Here is an 18,231-nt window from a genome sequence, read left to right on the forward strand (position 1 = left end):
AAGCGGCAAGCTTCAAAGCCGCAAGTTAACAGCAGTGCGCGATGTGCCTGCCACCGTGATTGTCTTGCAGCTTGAAGCGTGTAGCTTCGAGCTGCTGTTGAGGGGTTTTAACAATGGCTGAACGTCTGAATAACGACTTCCAGTTCATCGATGTCGGGCGCAAAGATCCGAAGAAGAAACTGTTGCGTCAACGCAAGAAAGAGTTCGTGGAAATCTACGAACCCTTCAAACCCCAGCATTCGGCCGATCAGGCCCACCGCTGCCTGGGTTGCGGTAACCCGTATTGCGAATGGAAGTGCCCGGTGCACAACTTCATTCCGAACTGGCTGAAACTGGTGGCCGAGGGCAACATCCTCCAGGCCGCCGAGCTGTCGCACCAGACCAACACCCTGCCGGAAGTCTGCGGCCGGGTGTGCCCGCAGGACCGTCTGTGCGAGGGTGCCTGCACCCTCAACGACGGTTTTGGCGCGGTGACCATCGGTTCGGTCGAGAAGTACATCACCGACACCGCGTTCGCCATGGGCTGGCGCCCGGACATGTCCAAGGTCATACCGACCGGCAAGCGTGTTGCCGTGATCGGCGCCGGCCCGGCAGGTCTGGGCTGTGCCGACGTGCTGGTCCGCGGCGGCGTGACCCCGGTGGTGTTCGACAAGAACCCGGAAATCGGCGGTCTGCTGACCTTCGGCATCCCTGAGTTCAAGCTGGAAAAGACCGTGTTGAGCAATCGCCGCGAAGTCTTCACCGGCATGGGCATCGAGTTCCGCCTGAACACCGAAGTGGGCAAGGACGTGACCGTCGAACAACTGCTCGAAGAATACGATGCCGTGTTCATGGGCATGGGCACATACACCTACATGAAGGGTGGCTTTGCCGGTGAGGACCTGCCGGGCGTGCATGACGCTTTGGATTACCTGATCGCCAACGTCAACCGCAACCTGGGCTTTGAAAAGTCGCCGGAAGATTTCGTCGACATGAAAGGCAAGAAGGTTGTGGTACTGGGCGGCGGCGACACGGCGATGGACTGCAATCGCACGTCGATCCGCCAGGGCGCCAAGTCGGTGACCTGTGCGTATCGACGCGACGAAGCGAACATGCCGGGCTCGCGCAAAGAGGTGAAGAACGCCAAGGAAGAAGGGGTGAAATTCCTCTACAACCGCCAGCCGATTGCCATCGTTGGTGAAGACCGTGTCGAAGGCGTGAAAGTGGTCGAGACCCGTCTCGGCGAACCGGATGCCCGTGGCCGTCGCAGCCCTGAGCCGATTCCGGGTTCCGAAGAGATCATCCCGGCCGACGCCGTGGTTATCGCGTTCGGTTTCCGCCCAAGCCCGGCGCCGTGGTTCGAACAGTTCAGCATCCAGACCGACAGCCAGGGCCGCGTCGTGGCACCGGAGCAAGGTCAGTACAAGCACCAGACCAGCAACCCGAAAATCTTCGCCGGTGGCGACATGGTGCGCGGGTCCGACCTGGTGGTGACGGCGATCTTCGAAGGCCGTAATGCCGCCGAAGGGATCCTGGATTACCTGGGCGTCTGATCAAAAGCTTCGCTGGCAAGCCAGCTCCTACAGGATTGCGCATAACCTGTAGGAGCCGGCTTGCCGGCGAAGAGGCCGGTCGAATCAACACAGATTTAGCGCGTGCAGACCGCGACAAATTGACCCGATAGACAAAAGGTTCGGCGCTTGCCGTGCCTTTTGCGTCGCGCTCTGAGAAAATGCCCGCACTTTTTTTCCGGATGCCGACATGACTGCCCTGAAGAACGACCGTTTCCTTCGCGCCCTGCTCAAGCAACCCGTAGACGTCACCCCTGTGTGGATGATGCGTCAGGCCGGTCGCTACCTGCCTGAATACCGCGCCAGCCGTGCCAAGGCCGGTGACTTCATGAGCCTGTGCATGAACCCGGAGTTCGCCTGCGAAGTCACGATGCAACCGCTCGACCGCTATCCGCAACTGGACGCGGCGATCCTGTTCTCCGATATCCTCACCATCCCGGACGCCATGGGCCAAGGCCTGTACTTCGAAACCGGTGAAGGTCCGCGCTTCAAGAAAGTCGTCAGCACCCTGGCTGACATCGAAGCCCTGCCGATTCCTGATCCGCACAAAGACCTCGGCTACGTCATGGACGCGGTCAGCACCATTCGCCGTGAGCTGAACGGCCGCGTGCCACTGATCGGCTTTGCCGGCAGCCCATGGACCCTGGCCACCTACATGGTTGAAGGCGGCTCGTCGAAAGACTACCGCAAGACCAAAACCATGCTCTACGACAACCCGCAAGCCTTGCACCTGTTGCTGGACAAGCTCGCGCAGACGGTCACCAGCTACCTCAACGGCCAGATCATGGCTGGTGCGCAAGCGGTGCAGATCTTCGACAGCTGGGGTGGCAGCCTCTCGGCGGCGGCGTACCAGGAATTCTCTCTGGCTTACATGCGCAAAATCGTCAGCGGCCTGATCCGCGAACACGAAGGTCGCAAAGTGCCGGTAATCCTGTTCACCAAGAACGGCGGTCTGTGGCTGGAAAGCATCGCCGACGCTGGCGCTGATGCATTGGGCCTGGACTGGACCTGCGACATCGGCAGCGCCCGTTCTCGCGTTGGCGACAAAGTCGCGCTGCAAGGCAACATGGACCCGACCGTGCTCTACGCGAAACCAGAAGCCATTCGCACCGAAGTCGGCCGCATCCTCGCCAGCTACGGCAAGGGCAGTGGCCACGTGTTCAACCTCGGCCATGGCATCACCCCCGAAGTCGATCCGGAACACGCCGGTGCATTCTTGCGCGCGGTGCATGAGTTGTCGGCGCAGTATCACGAGTGATCGTGACCCAATAGAAAACGCCCGGCTTATGCCGGGCGTTTTTGTATCAAGATCAAAAGATCGCAGCCTTCGGCAGCTCCTACATAGATCGGCGTACACCCGTAGGAGCTGCCGAAGGCTGCGATCTTTTGCTTTTAAGCTTTCACATTTTCCAGTGGCGGCAACTTCGCCAGCTTCAACGCCACAAGCAGCGCCACCACCAGCAACCCGCCAATGAATAACCCAATCCCGTTCCACCCGCCTAAATGCCAGAACACCCCACCCGCCGTGCCGGCAATGCTCGACCCGGCGTAATAGCTGAACAGGTACAGCGACGAAGCCTGCCCCTTGGCCTTGAGTGCGCGGCGGCCGATCCAGCTGCTGGCCACCGAATGGGCGCCGAAGAAGCCGAAGGTAAAAATCAGCATGCCGACGATCACCAGCGGCAACGGCGTGAACAGGGTCAGGGCCAGGCCGGCGATCATCAGCACGATGGTGGCCCAGAGCATTTTGCGCCGGCCGAGTTTATCGGCCAGGGCGCCGACTTTCGCCGAGCTGTAGATGCCCGACAGGTACACCACCGAGAGCAGCCCGACAAAGGCCTGATCCAGGTGATACGGCTCGGCCAGCAAGCGGTAACCGATGTAGTTGAACAGGGTGACGAACGCGCCCATCAGCACAAAGGCTTCGAGGAACAACAGCGGCAGGCCGGCATCGCGAAAGTGCATGGTGAAGCCGTCCAGCAAGCTGCGCGGGTGCAATGAGCGAGGGCGGAAGTTGCGCGACTCGGGGAGAATCTTCCAGAACACCGCCGCCGCGATCAGGGCCAGGCCGCCGATCACCAGCATGGCCGTGTGCCAGCTGACGAAGTCGATCAACACCCCGGTAATCAAGCGTCCGCTCATCCCGCCGATGGCGTTGCCGCCGATGTACAGGCCCATGGCCAGGCCAATGTGCCGCGGGTGAATCTCTTCGCTCAGGTAAGTCATGGCGACCGCTGCCAGGCCGCTCAACGACAACCCGATCAGCGCGCGCATGAGCAACACGCCGTGCCAGCTCGGCATCATGGAACTGGCGATGGTGCACAGCGCCGCCGCGAACAACGCCGCAACCATGACCGGTTTACGCCCTATGCGGTCAGAGAGGGGACCGGTGATCAGCAGGCCGATGGCGAGCATGCCAGTGGCCACCGACAGAATCAGGCTGCTCTGGGCCGCGTTGATGGCGTACTCGTGGGACAGCAGCGGCATCATCGGTTGCACGCAGTAAAGCAGGGCGAAAGTCGCGAAGCCGCCGCAGAACAGCGCGAGCACCGTGCGCATGAACAGTGGCGTGCCTTTTTCGATGAAAATGTCCTGCACCTGGGCGACGACATCGTCCTGCACGGCGGGCGGAATTTCATGGGCGAGTGGAGCGACAGCAGTTTTCACTTCGGACCTCGGAGGGTGCGGCCAGTCAGGCAATGGAAAAAGCATATAGCTAGCTAATGATTCAATCCAATATATTGTTCGACCTGTTTGAGAGGTTTTACGACCTAATGAGGTTTTCATGGAATTGCGTCACCTGCGCTACTTCATCGCCGTTGCCGAAGAACTCCATTTCGGCCGCGCCGCCCAGGTGCTGGGCATTTCGCAACCGCCGCTGAGCCAGCAAATCCAGGCGCTGGAGGAGGAAGTGGGGGCGCGGCTGTTCGAACGGACCAATCGTCGGGTCGAGCTGAGTGAGGCCGGTCGATTGTTTCTGGAAGAGGCGCGGCTGGTGTTGGCACAGGTGGATAAAGCGGCGGATGTTGCACGGCGGGCGCAGCTGGGTGAGTTGGGTGAGTTGAAGATTGGCTTTACCTCGTCTGCGCCCTTCAACTCGACCATCCCTCAGGCCATCTTTTCGTTTCGCCAGCGCTTTCCGGCAGTGCACTTGAATCTGCGGGAAATGAGCAGCACCCAGGTGGCCGTCGCCCTGGCGGACGGGTCGATCGAGGTTGGCATCATGCGGCCGCTGAGCCTGCCGGACTCACTCAGCGTGGTGGAACTGATGCGCGAGCCACTGGTGGCGGTCCTCAGTTCCAAGCATCCGTTGGTGGCCGGTAGCGAAGAAGGATTATTCCTCTCGGCCCTGGCCCTGGAACCCTTCGTATTTTTCCCGCGCAGCTATGGCAGCGGTCTGTACGCACAACTGCTCAGCCTGGCCCGGGATGCCGGCTTCAGTCCGCACTTTGCGCAAGAGGCGGGGGAGGCGATGACCATCATCGGTTTGGTCGCGGCGGGATTGGGGGTGTCGGTACTGCCGGCGTCTTATCAACGGATGCGCATCGACGGCGTGGTGTATCGGCCGTTGCTGGATCCAGCGGCTGTGTCGGCGGTGTGGCTGGTGCAGCGCAAGGATCAGAAGTCGCCGATGGCCAAGGCGTTTGTTGAATTGCTGACGCGCAAGGTTGAACCGCTCAAGCCATGACGGCTTCGTCCGGACGCGGCCCGTGTCAATCGCGGGCAAGCCCGCTCCCACAGTGTTTGATCGTTCCCACGCTCCTGCGTGGGAATGCTTCAACGGACGTTCCTCGGTCGGCATCTGGATGGGGCGCAGAGCGTCCCGGGCTGTATTCCCATACAGCGCGTGGGAACGTTCTTGGGGCTACTGTTTGCCGTGGCATTTCCGAATTGTACCGGTGGACTTGTCGATCTGGCGGCACGCTAGTTTGCGCGCACATCCGGCGATCAATTCATATGTATCGTCACCGGATTTACTGCTGTCAGATGCGCCTAGGAGGCCGTCGCATGAAGTCAGGTCCCCGAGTCGGATACCTGCCCCACTTGAGCTCTCACCCCAAACAACCGGTCGGCTATCTGCCGACCTCGCTCCAGCCCTTCCGTCGTCAACCAGATCGATTTGTTCTTGTTCACCGGATTACTGATGAAACCCTGTTCATGCAATCGGTTCATGGTCTCGAAGTCGTACCCTTTCCAGGCATTGCCGTCGTCGAAACTGAAGGTTGCCAACAGGGCAAGCACAGCTTCTTCAATCAATTTGTCGTCGTATTCCATGATCGTTGCTCCGCTCGTATGCTGGGCCAGTGCGGGATAACCTGGCCGAAGACTGAGCAAAAAAATCAGCTCACCAGTATTCTGGTTTATCGATTGGTTTTTTGCGGGTTGGTATACGAGGCGGGAATTGATTTGCGGCCAGCTCGACGTTCGTCACCACATGCCGCATCCAGTGCGCGTACTGCTTCAACGATCCTGGCACCGTTCGCTGAATGCCTTCCCGGTGAGGCAGGATCACCCCTAGGTGTAGCTCAGGGAGATCCTCACGGAGCGCTCGCAAAGCCGGGGTCAAATCGGTATCAGCGGACACCAGAACCAGCTGCTCGATGCGCTGTTCAGGGGGCAATGCCGCCTGGCGAGTCGCAAGCCGGTACATGCTGATCGCGATGTGTACGTCCGTCTCTTTCTCTTCAAGCTTCCAGATATCGACCTGGTCGGCCCTGGATGCCGGCGTATCCTTGTTGATAAAACGCGGAGCCTTGCCCGATTCGAGCTGGTGACGTCCATAAAACACGGTCACGCCGCGCGCGATCAGCGCACGAACGTACGTGTCCTGGGCTTCCTTTGAAGCAATGCCGCGGGTGGCCAGGGACGGTTTGACGCCGGAGGTGAAAAAACTGACGGCCTCGAGCGTGCTGTCGGGGTGATCGACACGGATGACGTGAGCCAGCAGGGCCGGAAGATCAAGCCACTTATACTGGGTGCCTGCCAGGAGGCCATAGAACAGGTTGTAGCCATCGACAAAGCACGCGGTACGCAAGATTTCCCATCCCTAGAAACGAAAAAACCGGCTCAGGGCCGGTTTTTTCACCCCAACGGCCAGCGAACTGAATCGCTGCGTACGGGGCTGAGTAGTGAGTTAATAGTCCACTATTTGTGGAATAGGTTCAAGGGTTTTTGATCAATTTTGATTATGCGCACCTATCCTGGCTCACGCTGGATCATCGCGCCTCGTGCGCTCAAAGCTCGCTGCCCCTTAGAGGTTGTATTGACCTCTATAGGAAGATGTATCGCATGCTGTAGGACGTTTCCGAAGTAAATTGGAGAGGCTACAGCACCTTGCGGCATTGCCTACAACTACGCCAGAATCCGCCGGCTTGTGCGCCTTGGACGCCGTCGGTAACTTGATTCGTGTCACTGATTCCCAGTGATCGGGTTTAGTAGCCCGTGGTTACCCGAGGCGTATAGCGCATCAGAAAGGCAGGTATCCCCATCCCTGCGATTTATGGTGGCTGTGCGTAGGGCGCTTTCGGGCGCGCCGGTCTCTCGGGTCCCCGGTCTACTAACCTGCGCGCAGCTACCACCTCATCTTATTAGTAGAGAAGTGGTGGTAGCTCTAATCTCGAGGACCCAAATGATGCGTAAATCTAAACCGTATTCGCCGGACACCGATCCGGACGCTCCACGCCAACCGAACGAAATGTTCTCCATCGCCCCCGATATCGACAACCAAACCTTGCTGGAATACGCCTCTGAGTCGCTGGCATCAGCGAATGTCATGGCGAGTGATTTCGCGAGATACTTGAAAGGGTCGCAGTGCAACACACTGCTGGGGATTCAGCAGTCGATCATGCTGGGAGAGCTGGCCGTGAATCGGGTGCTGGATAACCTTGATCCACGCTAATAGGCCATGACCGAACAATTCACTCGCTGGGATTCTGCCGAGTACCTCAAGACCGAAGAGGACATGGCTAATTATCTGGACGCTTGCCTGGAAGAGGCGGGAGATGATCCCGCGTTCATCGCCAAGGCTCTAGGGACCATTGCACGTGCTCGCGGCATGACTCAGGTTGCTAGGGATGCAGGTCTTTCTCGGGAAAGTCTCTACCGCGCCTTGTCAGGTGAGGGAAATCCCGAGTTCGGCACCATCCTGAAAGTCGTCAAGGCGTTAGGATTGAAATTACACGCCAGTACCTGACTTGCCGAAACAAAAATGGCAAAAGGGTAGTTGTGGAGGGGCGCCGAAAGGCGCCCCTTTTCTTTTTTACGCCGAACCCTGTTTCTGCAGACGTCGACCGACGACGTCCATCAAATCACAGCCATCGCGCAATGAAGTCACCAGTACCCGCGCCAGGTCGCTGTGAACACCTTCTTCGAACGCGAAGCTTTCCAGTAGTTGGGTCGCCGTGCGAATGCGGTACGCCGCGGTTTCGTGTAACACATCCAGTGGTGCTTCGGTGTCGATCACCAACGATGCGATGGTGCAGTCGATGCCGGTGATAGGCATATATCGATCCATGATAAAAAACCTCCATTTGGTGCAGAACGCAACTACTTCAAGGGTGATGGGGGAACGGAGCCTCAGGCAACCCCTTCGGGTGGGTCCAGATTATCCAGCGCTCGATTGACCAATAACTCGCCCATTGCGGCCAGTTGCTGGATCGCTAACGCCACATTGCGACGAGAGCCCTCCAGGTCACAGGCGAGATCGGTGCTCATGACATTCAGGGAGGCCAGGGTTTCACAGGCATGACAGAGCAGGGATTCCGTGTCGACATTCGGGATGATGGTAAAGACATGGCTGACAGGGTCGGGGCGGTTTGGATTGCGCAGGCGTGCACTGACGAGGGGCTCAGTGATCTCGGAGAGCTTGGATATATCGATAGTGTCGAAGGCCGATGTGTCGGGCGAATTCGAAGAATTGGGATTGGATTTTGTCATGCCGGAGTTCCTTGCAAGGTTGAGTAAGTGCAAGCCCCATTCCGTCAATGGGGACTTGTTGACCACTTTTACGCAAGTTGGCGGGGCGGTAAAGTTATTAGTTGAAAATTTAGTTTATTGATCATAAAAGTTAACATTCGTGCAATTAAATGATTAATTTATACTGGCTGAATGAGTTTCTCATGGAAAGCTGCGCTTGCAGAAAGTAAGCGATGTCGGTCAATCGGATTTGGTCCTGCATAGCTAATGTACTTCCTGGTGTCTGTAAGAATTTTTTCCGGATTCACAAAAAGTTTAATTTAGAAATATTAGCTAACGATTTTTTGGTGTGTCTGAGGCATTGTTTTTTGTACAGAGTCTTAATGTGGATGCTGGGCTCGTAAAAAAGGGCTGTCATCGGTACCTTGTTAAGGTGAGTGATTTTTTGCAACCATAAAAATGGTAAATGTTTATGTATAAGAAAGAAAAATCAGAAACATTGAAAAATAACATCAGGTACTTAATAAGAAGTCGTGGAGAAACCCAGCTGTCTTTATGTAATTCAAGTGGTTTGACTAGAACAACGGTGTACAATATTTTGGAAGGGCGAGTGGTAAATGTACAGCAGTCCACAATTCGCAAAATTTCTGATTTTTTCGGTGTTTCGTGTAAAGAAATAGAAAATGTGAATTTTGAGGAAAAAGAAATAATAGAAAGCAGTGTTTCCCTACACGGAAATATGAATCCAGCGGCAGTCCCTATAGTTAGAGAGAGTTTGCTAATTCAGAGTCTGGATAAAAAAATTGGTGAGCTCGCTACAATTTGTCCTTTGACATATTATTTTGGCACGGCTTGCAATTTAATAGGTGTGCTTCTGGAAAGCGAAATCAGCGGCGCCAACGAGCCAGGCGATTTGTTAATAGTGAAAAAAGGTTTGTCCAATAATGATAGAGAAAAACTGACGTATGACAAAATAACAAAAAAGCTATTTATAAGTAATGAGTGTTATTTGGACTCTGAGGACATTTGTGTCGTTGGAGAAATAATAGAGGAAAGGTTTAATGGTTAATAGTGGGGTTGAAAATAGCAAATACAAGTTATTGGGTTTTGAAAATAGCAAGGGCCTTGCTGTAATCATGATAATTTCCTCTGGGAAAGTTGTTAAGGTAAAGCTGGGCGAGCTGTTGAGGAGCGAAATATTAGATGATTTAAGTAAAGCCGAAATAAAAGATATATATAGAAAATTTTATTCGCGCGAGACTGTATTGACCGCCTACGAAATAACTGACCGTCATGAAGGGTCGTGGATGGTTTATGTAGTGTTGAATTTGTTGCTTTTTACTCTTTATATTTTTACAAATGTTGCTGCGGCAAAGCTTGTTTATTTGGAACGGCTTGATATTGTTGTTCCTCCGAGCGTCTTTCTTTATCCGCTGACATTTTTAATAGTTGATTTGTTAAACGAATTTTATGGGTTTAGGCTTGCAAGAAAAGCTATATTGTTCGCTTTTGTAAGTAATGCTTTTATAGTTCTTTTATTAAGCGCTACTAGTTACCTCCCAGGGCTGCCTGGCTGGAAATTTGATATGCCCTACGGAGAGGTCATTACTCATGTCTCGTCTGTATTAGTTGCCTCGTCCGTCGCTTTCCTTTTTTCAGAACACGTCAATTCTTATTTGCTTTGTAAAATTAAAGAACTGACAAGCTCAAGATTTTTGTTTCTGAGAGTGTTCTTCAGTACTTTTTTTGCGGTGATCATAGATAGCTTTGTTTTTTGTTTTATTGCGTTTTACGGAACCATGCAAAACAGCGCCATACTAAATATAATTTACGTTCAAATAGCCATAAAAATGTGTTTCGCTGTTTTCAATATTTTGCCTGCCTACGGAGTCAGGTCTTTGTTTAAAAGGTACATGGGGGGAACTCAAACTGCATAACAATGGGGGCGGGTAATGCCCGCACCCTCTGCAATGCTAGTCTTTTAAAGTTTTAATTTGCTTCTTAGGCTATTCATAGTCTCCATTCGGTTGCCCAAGAATTCCTCCAGGCCTTTTGCGCGAAGATTACAAGCATCACAGGTGGCGCAACCACTGCCCTTTATTCCGTTGTAACAAGATAGTGTGTGGTGACGAATCAATTCTAACTGTTTGTGATAGTCGGCCAGGGCCCAGGTTTCCGCTTTGTTTAACCACATAAGCGGAGTTTCAATGCGTAGTTTATAATCCATGCCCACTTCAATGGCCTTGTTCAGAGCCTTAACAAACTCATCCCGACAATCCGGATAACCAGAGAAATCCGTTTCACAAACACCGGTGATTACCGTTTGAGCGCCTACTTGATATGCATAAATGGAGGCTAAGGTTAGAAATAGAATGTTTCGACCGGGTACGAAAGTACTCGGCAGCGTATCGCTAGCACTATTTGCACTGGGTACGGGGATGTTATCCCGCGTCAGGCTGCTGATGGCCAACTCATTCAGCAGAGAGGTATCTAGTACTTTATGAACCACCACGCCTAGCTTTTTGGAAAGCTGTTGCGCGACTTCAATTTCCGCTCGATGTCGCTGGCCATAATCAAAGGTGATGCAATGAATTTCATCGTACATCGGCAATGCATGGATCAGGCAGGTGGTTGAGTCTTGTCCGCCGCTGAAAACGATAACTGCTTTTGTGGTCATGTTTTTTCATCCCTGGGGTGGCCCACTATGGAGTAGCGAGCATTGACCCTACCGGGAAGCCAAGGGTCTCGCTGTGGGAAATTTCCGAAATGACCTGCTCCGTTTTCCTTTTTTGAACTGCACCTAACCGAAAAGCGAAGAAGAACTGCGCAAGCCCAGCTAACCAGAGCTCGGTAATGCCCGCCACCCGTTCGGACAAATGCTGCAAAACACCGTTCGTTGCTAGGTGTGTCGCCCCTCTCGAGAATGGTCTGCATGAACAAGGAGAGAGGATCGTATGCGCTTAATAAAGCGTGGTGACAGGATGTTCCAAAAAACCGAAAACCCGGAGATTGCTGCCAGTTTGGTGAGTGAGGCCCTGCGTCACGGTGACCGCACGATATTAGGGACTGATCAGCTGAGAATCAGTTCCGGTCACGGCTCCGACAGCGAAATTATCGCGGCTGTCCGCAGAGGCGAATTGCTCTTGGTAAGAGATCAGTTCACCAGCTTCGGAGGCAGTTTCGTGGGCGATCCAGCGCCAACGCCAGAACCGGTCTACATTGCTCCCAAAGAGCAGTGGCCTCCCCCCAAGCCCCGTGACGATCAGGTGTTTGCCAAATCCTGCGTTCCGGGTAACTGGTGCCAAACAGACGCTGGGACGACCAGCGAGCCCGCTTCGAACTTCGGAAACGTGATGGTGGCGGGCGCGATGCTCTTTCCGTCGGCCAGCACCGCTGTCGCGACGGCGCTCGGTGCCGATCTGGCACTGGGGCGCATGGCTGGTGGCGGCATCATGCAACAGGGCTTCAATTGGGTGCTACGCGGCGCAGGCGGACCCGCCAGCGTTTTTATACTGGGCATGCTCCCGGCCAAGATGGGTGACGGCACGCTGTACACAGACGATCAGTTGCGCAGCCTGGGCCGCGCCCCGACACGGGTGCGCTTTCAGTTCCGCCACGATGCCGAGGGCGCATTACAGGTCTACGGCATTCACAGCAGCCCGTCAGGTGACGATACGGTACGTACGGTGCCGGTCATCTGGAACGCCGATAAAACCGCCATGGAGGCCAAGCTGAATGGCATCACCATTATCTGGACACCCAGGCGCGGGCCACTGGGGGAAATACCGCCACTGATCTACCCTGACGACAGCGGCGCGCGCCTGGGCACCATCCTCGTGCACCCGATTCCGGACAACACCGACAGCCAAATCGAAGGCCTACCCGGTGAGGACATCACCACCGACGACTGTATTCTGGTGTTCCCAGCTGGGACGGGCCTGAAGTCGCTGTATGTGGTGTTTGCTAAGCCTGCTGGCGGTGGTGATATTAAGTACCACACGCCACCGCTAACACTCCCTGCGTTCCCCGATGCTATTCGGGTTCGTCGAAAAGGAAATCGGTCGCGCTGGGAAAGTAAAAAACGAATCTATGAATGGGATTATCAGCACGGGGCTGTAGAGGTGTACGACGGGCAAGGTAACCACCTGGGCGAGTTCGACGCGAATACCGGCGAACAAACCGGCAAGGCCAAGCCAGAAAGACAAACAACGACAAAGTGACCTAAGAGAGACCCATGACATTTATCGTAATCAGTGGTTTTTATCCTGAGCCCAATCCGGACAGCTCGTTGCAGTACGAGCGGACTGTACCGCAAGACTTGGAGCGGGCAGTGCTCGCTTCGATGGGGTGGACGTCTCTGGCGGATGTCCCCATGGGGGAAATCGATCTAACGCAAGATCAAACCGTGGCGGTTATGGCGGTACTCGGCGACTCCATCAAAGAGGATTTGATGTATTGCCTGGGGCTTTACAGCTAGCCGTAGCAACCAATCTTTGGCATGGGTGGCCAGTTGACACCAGGTCGGAACAAGCCAGCGCGGAAGGTAATCACGGCGCCTGATCTGGCGGATCACCATTATCTGGACACTCAGGCGCGGGCCACTGGGGGAAATACCGCCACTGATCTACCCTGAGGACAGCGGCGCGCGCCTGGACACCATCCTCGTGCAGCACCGACAGCCACCTCGAAAGTCTCCCAAAGATGCGGACAATACCTGCGAGGTGAAACCTTGAAACACATCATTGAAGCTTTCGATAAAAAAACCGAGTTTTTGGCTTTTGAAATTGAGCTACCTGAAGGTTGCGATTCGCACATCGCAGAAATCATGAGGTGGTCCATGCCTCCACGTGGCGATGAGGGCTATAACCTGAGCGCCAGCCAAATTGCGGCGATTGAGGCTTTAACCAGCAGGCAGTTTTATGATAACGACCATATTTTCCAGCTCACCTGCAACATTGATTAACGGAGACTCGTACTTCGGGACATCACCACCGGCGACTGTATTCTGGTGAGGCGGCATTATGTTTTTATGGGTTAGTGGCTTTTTAAAAGGCAACGATGAGGATGACTCGTTGCAATACGACCTCAGCGTTAAGCCTGAACATGAAGCGGTTTTAATGCGAACTCTTGGCTGGAAAAGTCTGGACGAGAGCCCGGATGGAGAGTGGCTGCTAACCAGCGAACAAATACAGCAGATAGCCGCAGCAACCAATGAAAAGTTGCCGACGGAACTAGACCTGTTCATCTCCGTACGGATGTAGCTGAGACGAATGCCGCAAGGTTGACCAGGTGCGATGCAAGTGATTTGCCTTGGTCGAGTAGCGTTAGCCTACTCCAAGTCGGAACAAGCCAGCGCGGAAGGCAATCACAGCGCCTGATCTGGCGGATGCGGTGCGTAAGGCGCTACGTCTGTAATGGGGCCGATTGCAACACAGACAGGCGAGTTGCCACCTGTTGTCCATCACTCCAATCCGGGCAATACTATCCATGTTCCCGAAAGGGGCTGGCGAGACTCTGAGGATCCTGGGCAACCAGCCATCGCAGAGCCAGGCAGGTTAAGGGCGATGACAAGCCGACCTGTTTGTGAAGGGGCGCCGAAAGGCGCCCTTTGTCGTTCTGGTGTGACTGAAAACGTTGAACGACCCGGCTACGACCACCGCCGAAAAATCAGCGACGTATTAACCCCGCCAAATGCAAAGTTGTTGTTCATCACATACTGATTGCTCATCTGCCTAAACTCGCCGCGCAGGTAGTCGAGCTTGCCGCACTTCGGGTCGACCTCGTCGAGGTTGAAGGTGTGGACGTACAGGTCGCGGTTGAGCATTTCGATGCTGAACCAGGACTCCAGCGCACCGCAGGCGCCCAGGGTGTGGCCAAGGAAGCTTTTTTGCGAGCTGATCGGCATGTGTTCGCCGAACAGGCTGCTGGTGGCCAGTGTTTCAGCAATGTCGCCCTGTTCGGTTGCCGTGCCATGACCATTCACGTAGCCGATGTCCGAAGGCTGCAGCCCGGCGTCTTCCAGGGCCAGTTCCATGGCCCGGCGCATGGTGGACTGCTCTGGACGGGTGGCGTGCTGGCCGTCGGCATTGCTGCCGAAACCGACGAGTTCGGCATGGATATGCGCGCCGCGGGCCAGGGCGTGTTCCAGTTCCTCGAGGACCAGCATGCCAGCGCCTTCGCCGATCACCAGGCCATCGCGTCCGGTGTCATACGGGCGAGGGCTGGTTTGCGGGGCATCGTTTTTCAGGCTGGTGGCGTAGAGCGCGTCGAATACCATGGCCTCGGTGGGGCACAGCTCTTCGGCACCGCCGGCGAGCATCAGCGGCAGGCGCCCGAATTTGACCGACTCGTAGGCATAGCCGATGCCCTGGCTGCCGCTGGTGCAGGCGCTGGAGGTCGGAATCAGGCGCCCGGTCAGGCCGAAGAAGATGCTGATGTTCGCCGCGGTGGTGTGCGGCATCATGCGCACGTAGGAGTTGGCGTTCAGGCCCTCGGCCACCGAGTTGAGCAACATGTTGCCGAAGGCCTTGATCTCGTCGGTGCTACCGGTGGAGGAGCCACAGGCCACACCCATGCGCCCGTCCTTGATCAACGGGTTGCCGAGCAATCCGGCATCGGCCAACGCTTGCTCGGCAGCACCCACAGCAAGCCGCGAGACGCGGCCCATGCTGCGCAGTTGCTTGCGGGTCCAGTGCCCTGGCACCTTGAAGTCATCGATGGGCCCGGCCAGGCGCGTGTTGAGTTCGGTGAAGCGATCCCACTCGTCCATCCGACGGATGCCGCTGCGGTTGGCTGCGAAGTTGCCGGCGATGGTTGCCCAATCGCTGCCCAGTGAAGTGATGCCGGCCATGCCGGTGACGACGACGCGCTTCATCAGCACAGGCCTCCATTGACGGCCAGTACTTGCCGGGTGATGTACGAGGCTTCCGCCGACATCAGGAAATTCACCGCGCCGGCCACTTCTTCAGGCGTGCCCATGCGTTGTGCGGGGATCATTTTCATCAGTTCTTCCACCGGCACGTGTTCGTCGAGCATCGCGGTGTCGATCAGGCCGGGTGCGACACAGTTGACGGTAATCTTGCGCTTGCCAAGTTCGATCGCCAATGCCTTCGCCGCGCCGATCAATCCGGCCTTGGAGGCGCTGTAGTTGACCTGGCCACGGTTGCCGATCAAGCCGGACACCGAGGTGATACAGACAATGCGCCCGGCGGCGCGACGACGAATCATCGGCATCATCACCGGGTGCAGCACGTTGTAGAAACCGTCGAGGTTGGTGCGCATCACCACATCCCAATCATCCTCGCTCAGGGCCGGAAAAGCACCGTCGCGGGTCAGGCCGGCGTTCAACACCACGCCGTAATAGGCGCCGTAGGTGTCCACGTCGGCCTCAAGCATGGCTTTGCAATGGGCGCGGTCGGACACGTCGAATTGCAGGATGCGCGCAGTGCGCCCCAAGGCCTCGACCTCGGCTTGCACCGCGATGGCGTCCGCCAGGCCGCTGCGGCAATGCAGCACGATGTCATGCCCGGCCCGGGCCAGGCGCAACGCGATGGCGCGGCCGATGCCACGGCTGGAACCGGTGACCAGTACGGATTCAGTCATGACTGGACTCCTTGGGATTCATGAAGATAGTGGGCGGCCTGTGGCGGGCGGAATACGTTCAGACGGGCGGTAGCGTGGATGCCGGGAGCGTTGATGTGGCATTCGAACACGCCCATGCCGTTGTCGTCCTCCAGCGAGCGCAACCCATGGATGGTCAGCTCGGTGCCGGCGGGAAAGTGTTCGACGTTGCACTCGAATTTACGCGTGCCGAGCAAGAACCCCAGCGCTACCGCATCGCCGCGCTGGCGCGCATGGCAGCCGGCATAGGCGGCAACGCTCTGGGCCATCAATTCGATACCGACCCACGCCGGCAGGCTGCCGTCGGGACGGCTGAACAGGCCATCGGGCCTGACGGTGAGGCGGGTGTGAATCTGCTCGTCATCGAACGACAGGATCTGTTCGATCAGGATCATGTCGCCAGCATGCGGCAGCAGTTCGGCGAGCGGCCAGTCAATCATGGGGCGTCTCCGATAATCAGGCTGACGTTATTGCCACCGAAGGCGAAGGAGTTGCTCATCAGGTAGCGAGGTGCAATGGACGTCAGGCGATCGGTCGGGGTCACCCACTTCAGGGCCGGCAGGTCGGGGTCGGGCTGGCCGTCCCAGATATGGGGCGGCAGGGCATGCTCGTGGTTTTCCGTGCTCAGGCTCAGCCAGCAGAACGCCGCTTCCAGGGCGCCGGCAGCGCCCAGGGTATGGCCGGTCATCGGTTTGGTCGAGGAGCAGGGTACGCCATGGGGGAACAGCGCCGTCACCGCCAGGCTTTCCATGGCGTCGTTGTGTTGGGTGGCGGTGCCGTGCAGGTTCAGGTAATCGATCTGCCCGGGTTCCAGGTGTGCGCGGCTCAGGGCCTTGCGCATGGCTTGCAAGGCACCACGGCCGGTCGGTTCCGGCGCGGAGATGTGGTGCGCGTCGGAGCTGGCGCCGCTGCCCAGCAGGGCAATCGGCTGGCCGTGTCCAACACTTTTAGTCATCAGGAACAGCACCGCCGCTTCGCCGATGTTGATGCCGTTACGGTTGACCGAGAACGGGTTGCAGCGTTGCCCGGATACCGCTTCCAGCGCCGAGAACCCGTTGAGGGTCAGCTTGCACAACGTGTCGACACCGCCGCACAACACGGCATCGCAAAGGCCCAGGTCCAACAGGCGCTGGGCACTCATCAGCGCCCGGGCGCTGGAGGTGCAGGCCGTGGAAATTACATAGGCCGGGCCACTCAGTTGCAGCCAGTCGGCGAGGAAGTTCGCCGGCGCGCCGAGTTCCTGCTGTTGATAGTCGTAATCGGCCGGGAACTCATGCTCACGAATGTAATGAGCCAACCCGCGACTGGCTTCATCGATGCCCGAGGTGCTGGTGCCCAGAACCACACCGATACGATCGCGGCCACAGGTCTGGATCGCCTGGTCGATGGCTTCGCGAATTTGCAGCGCCGCTTGCATCAGCAATTGATTGTTGCGACTGCTTTGCTCGGACAGCTCAGGTGGAATCGGCGGCAACTCAGCGTGTACAGCCGCCACTGGCAGTGAGCGCTCCGCCACCCAACCCGCCTCGTGGCGCATGCCGGAGCAGTCGCCGGCAAACAGGTTGCGGGCAACTTCGTGCTTGTCACGGCCCAAGGCACAGATCACCCCGAGGGCGTTCAGATAAGCCGTCATGGCGCCTCCCCGTTGAGGGGTGTGACTTGATAATTCGGGCCTTTGGGCTGGTTCAATTCAAAGCTCATCGGTTGTGAATAACGGACGTCCCAGCGCGAGGGCAGGGATCGTTGCGAACCATGCTGCCAGGCCGTGGGGTAGTTGCCCGAGAGTTCTTCCTTGGGTGTCAGCGCAAACAGCAGCGCAGCGAACAGTTCCCGCGCTTGCGGATTGGGTGGCAGCAGACCATCGGACTGCCAATCGCCGTCGACCAGTTTCTGCCGTGCCTGCGGAATGCCCAGCAAGTCCATCATCGACCAGCGAATGCCAGGGCCTTCACGTTGGATCACCAGCACCCAGTCCTGACGTTGGCCGGCCTCGAGCCGCTGGATGTGCAATTGCAGCGGCAGCGCCAGGTTCGGGGTTTGCTCGGGCAGTGGCGCCCGGCTGGCGCAGGCGCTCAGCAACAGGGCACACGCCAGGAGCAAAAAACGCATCATCAGGGAATACCTTCAAGGAGGTTGCGCCGCAAGC

General features: G+C 56.6%; 22 protein-coding genes. 11 read left to right on the plus strand and 11 right to left on the minus strand.

Translation table 11 applies throughout. The features are described 5' to 3' along the window. Positions 1–113: 113 nt before the first annotated feature. Positions 114–1,532 carry an FAD-dependent oxidoreductase gene (locus tag ACA062_RS01865; protein WP_497454973.1) on the plus strand — a complete coding sequence of 473 codons (1,419 nt, stop codon included), beginning with the start codon at positions 114–116 and terminating at the stop codon, positions 1,530–1,532. Between the two features lie 208 nt (positions 1,533–1,740). Next, positions 1,741–2,808, plus strand: a complete 1,068-nt coding sequence (hemE, locus tag ACA062_RS01870; RefSeq protein WP_497454974.1) for a uroporphyrinogen decarboxylase — start codon at positions 1,741–1,743, stop codon at positions 2,806–2,808. A 134-nt stretch (positions 2,809–2,942) separates the two neighbouring features. Here hemE and ACA062_RS01875 read toward each other — a convergent pair whose 3' ends face one another. Next, the gene (locus ACA062_RS01875; protein WP_497457349.1) at positions 2,943–4,184 is read right to left on the minus strand and encodes an MFS transporter; all 1,242 of its coding nucleotides are present in this window, start codon (positions 4,182–4,184) and stop codon (positions 2,943–2,945) included. A gap of 151 nt (positions 4,185–4,335) precedes the next feature. On the opposite strand from ACA062_RS01875, the gene ACA062_RS01880 reads away from it, so the two are divergent. After that, positions 4,336–5,238 (plus strand): LysR family transcriptional regulator, encoded by a 903-nt coding sequence (locus tag ACA062_RS01880; RefSeq protein WP_497454975.1) that lies wholly within the window; start codon positions 4,336–4,338, stop codon positions 5,236–5,238. Between the two features lie 326 nt (positions 5,239–5,564). Here the strand turns inward: ACA062_RS01880 and ACA062_RS01885 are convergent, their stop codons facing one another. Together ACA062_RS01885 and ACA062_RS01890 are read right to left on the minus strand one after the other, a co-directional pair. After that, positions 5,565–5,825, minus strand: coding sequence for a DUF6429 family protein (locus ACA062_RS01885; RefSeq protein ID WP_497454976.1), 261 nt, complete (start codon positions 5,823–5,825; stop codon positions 5,565–5,567). A 70-nt stretch (positions 5,826–5,895) separates the two neighbouring features. Beyond that, positions 5,896–6,585, minus strand: coding sequence for an NYN domain-containing protein (locus ACA062_RS01890; RefSeq protein ID WP_497454977.1), 690 nt, complete (start codon positions 6,583–6,585; stop codon positions 5,896–5,898). 597 nt (positions 6,586–7,182) lie between these two features. On the opposite strand from ACA062_RS01890, the gene ACA062_RS01895 reads away from it, so the two are divergent. Together ACA062_RS01895 and ACA062_RS01900 are read left to right on the plus strand one after the other, a co-directional pair. Continuing rightward, complete coding sequence (locus ACA062_RS01895) at positions 7,183–7,449, plus strand: DUF6124 family protein (RefSeq protein ID WP_497457350.1); 267 nt, start codon at positions 7,183–7,185, stop codon at positions 7,447–7,449. Positions 7,450–7,455: 6 nt separating this feature from the next. Further along, on the plus strand, positions 7,456–7,743 hold the full coding sequence (locus tag ACA062_RS01900) for an addiction module antidote protein (RefSeq protein WP_497454978.1): 288 nt from the start codon (positions 7,456–7,458) through the stop codon (positions 7,741–7,743). A 66-nt stretch (positions 7,744–7,809) separates the two neighbouring features. Here the strand turns inward: ACA062_RS01900 and ACA062_RS01905 are convergent, their stop codons facing one another. Next, positions 7,810–8,064: a hypothetical protein gene (locus tag ACA062_RS01905; protein WP_497454979.1), complete on the minus strand. Its 255-nt coding sequence runs from the start codon at positions 8,062–8,064 to the stop codon at positions 7,810–7,812. Between the two features lie 62 nt (positions 8,065–8,126). Further along, positions 8,127–8,486: a DUF6124 family protein gene (locus ACA062_RS01910; protein WP_497454980.1), complete on the minus strand. Its 360-nt coding sequence runs from the start codon at positions 8,484–8,486 to the stop codon at positions 8,127–8,129. A gap of 451 nt (positions 8,487–8,937) precedes the next feature. On the opposite strand from ACA062_RS01910, the gene ACA062_RS01915 reads away from it, so the two are divergent. Further along, positions 8,938–9,534, plus strand: coding sequence for a helix-turn-helix transcriptional regulator (locus tag ACA062_RS01915; protein ID WP_497454981.1), 597 nt, complete (start codon positions 8,938–8,940; stop codon positions 9,532–9,534). Beyond that, complete coding sequence (locus ACA062_RS01920; protein ID WP_497454982.1) at positions 9,527–10,402, plus strand: queuosine precursor transporter; 876 nt, start codon at positions 9,527–9,529, stop codon at positions 10,400–10,402. The genes ACA062_RS01915 and ACA062_RS01920 overlap by 8 nt, the downstream gene beginning before the upstream one ends. A gap of 44 nt (positions 10,403–10,446) precedes the next feature. On the opposite strand, the gene queC is transcribed toward ACA062_RS01920, so the two are convergent. Beyond that, complete coding sequence (gene queC / locus ACA062_RS01925) at positions 10,447–11,142, minus strand: 7-cyano-7-deazaguanine synthase QueC (protein WP_497454983.1); 696 nt, start codon at positions 11,140–11,142, stop codon at positions 10,447–10,449. A gap of 277 nt (positions 11,143–11,419) precedes the next feature. On the opposite strand from queC, the gene ACA062_RS01930 reads away from it, so the two are divergent. The 4 genes from ACA062_RS01930 (at position 11,420) to ACA062_RS01945 (ending at position 13,726) form a co-directional block, all read left to right on the plus strand. After that, the gene (locus ACA062_RS01930; RefSeq protein ID WP_497454984.1) at positions 11,420–12,685 is read left to right on the plus strand and encodes an S-type pyocin domain-containing protein; all 1,266 of its coding nucleotides are present in this window, start codon (positions 11,420–11,422) and stop codon (positions 12,683–12,685) included. A gap of 14 nt (positions 12,686–12,699) precedes the next feature. Then, complete coding sequence (locus ACA062_RS01935) at positions 12,700–12,942, plus strand: pyocin S6 family toxin immunity protein (RefSeq protein WP_497454985.1); 243 nt, start codon at positions 12,700–12,702, stop codon at positions 12,940–12,942. A gap of 252 nt (positions 12,943–13,194) precedes the next feature. Beyond that, positions 13,195–13,428 (plus strand): DUF7683 domain-containing protein, encoded by a 234-nt coding sequence (locus tag ACA062_RS01940; protein ID WP_497454986.1) that lies wholly within the window; start codon positions 13,195–13,197, stop codon positions 13,426–13,428. Between the two features lie 58 nt (positions 13,429–13,486). After that, complete coding sequence (locus tag ACA062_RS01945; protein ID WP_497454987.1) at positions 13,487–13,726, plus strand: pyocin S6 family toxin immunity protein; 240 nt, start codon at positions 13,487–13,489, stop codon at positions 13,724–13,726. Positions 13,727–14,112: 386 nt separating this feature from the next. On the opposite strand, the gene ACA062_RS01950 is transcribed toward ACA062_RS01945, so the two are convergent. From ACA062_RS01950 to ACA062_RS01970, 5 genes are read right to left on the minus strand one after another with little or no spacing between them, the layout of a single operon-like run. Further along, positions 14,113–15,339, minus strand: a complete 1,227-nt coding sequence (locus ACA062_RS01950; RefSeq protein ID WP_497454988.1) for a beta-ketoacyl-ACP synthase — start codon at positions 15,337–15,339, stop codon at positions 14,113–14,115. Beyond that, positions 15,339–16,067, minus strand: a complete 729-nt coding sequence (gene fabG, locus ACA062_RS01955; protein ID WP_497454989.1) for a 3-oxoacyl-ACP reductase FabG — start codon at positions 16,065–16,067, stop codon at positions 15,339–15,341. The genes ACA062_RS01950 and fabG overlap by 1 nt, the downstream gene beginning before the upstream one ends. Beyond that, entirely contained in the window at positions 16,064–16,525 is a 462-nt protein-coding gene (locus ACA062_RS01960) for a hotdog family protein (RefSeq protein ID WP_497454990.1), read from the minus strand. The genes fabG and ACA062_RS01960 overlap by 4 nt, the downstream gene beginning before the upstream one ends. Further along, on the minus strand, positions 16,522–17,718 hold the full coding sequence (locus ACA062_RS01965; protein ID WP_497454991.1) for a beta-ketoacyl-[acyl-carrier-protein] synthase family protein: 1,197 nt from the start codon (positions 17,716–17,718) through the stop codon (positions 16,522–16,524). The genes ACA062_RS01960 and ACA062_RS01965 overlap by 4 nt, the downstream gene beginning before the upstream one ends. Further along, on the minus strand, positions 17,715–18,197 hold the full coding sequence (locus tag ACA062_RS01970; RefSeq protein WP_497454992.1) for a hypothetical protein: 483 nt from the start codon (positions 18,195–18,197) through the stop codon (positions 17,715–17,717). Before ACA062_RS01970 ends, ACA062_RS01965 begins: the two co-directional genes overlap by 4 nt. Positions 18,198–18,231 lie beyond the last annotated feature (34 nt).

The organism is Pseudomonas sp. LBUM1679, from assembly GCF_059695565.1.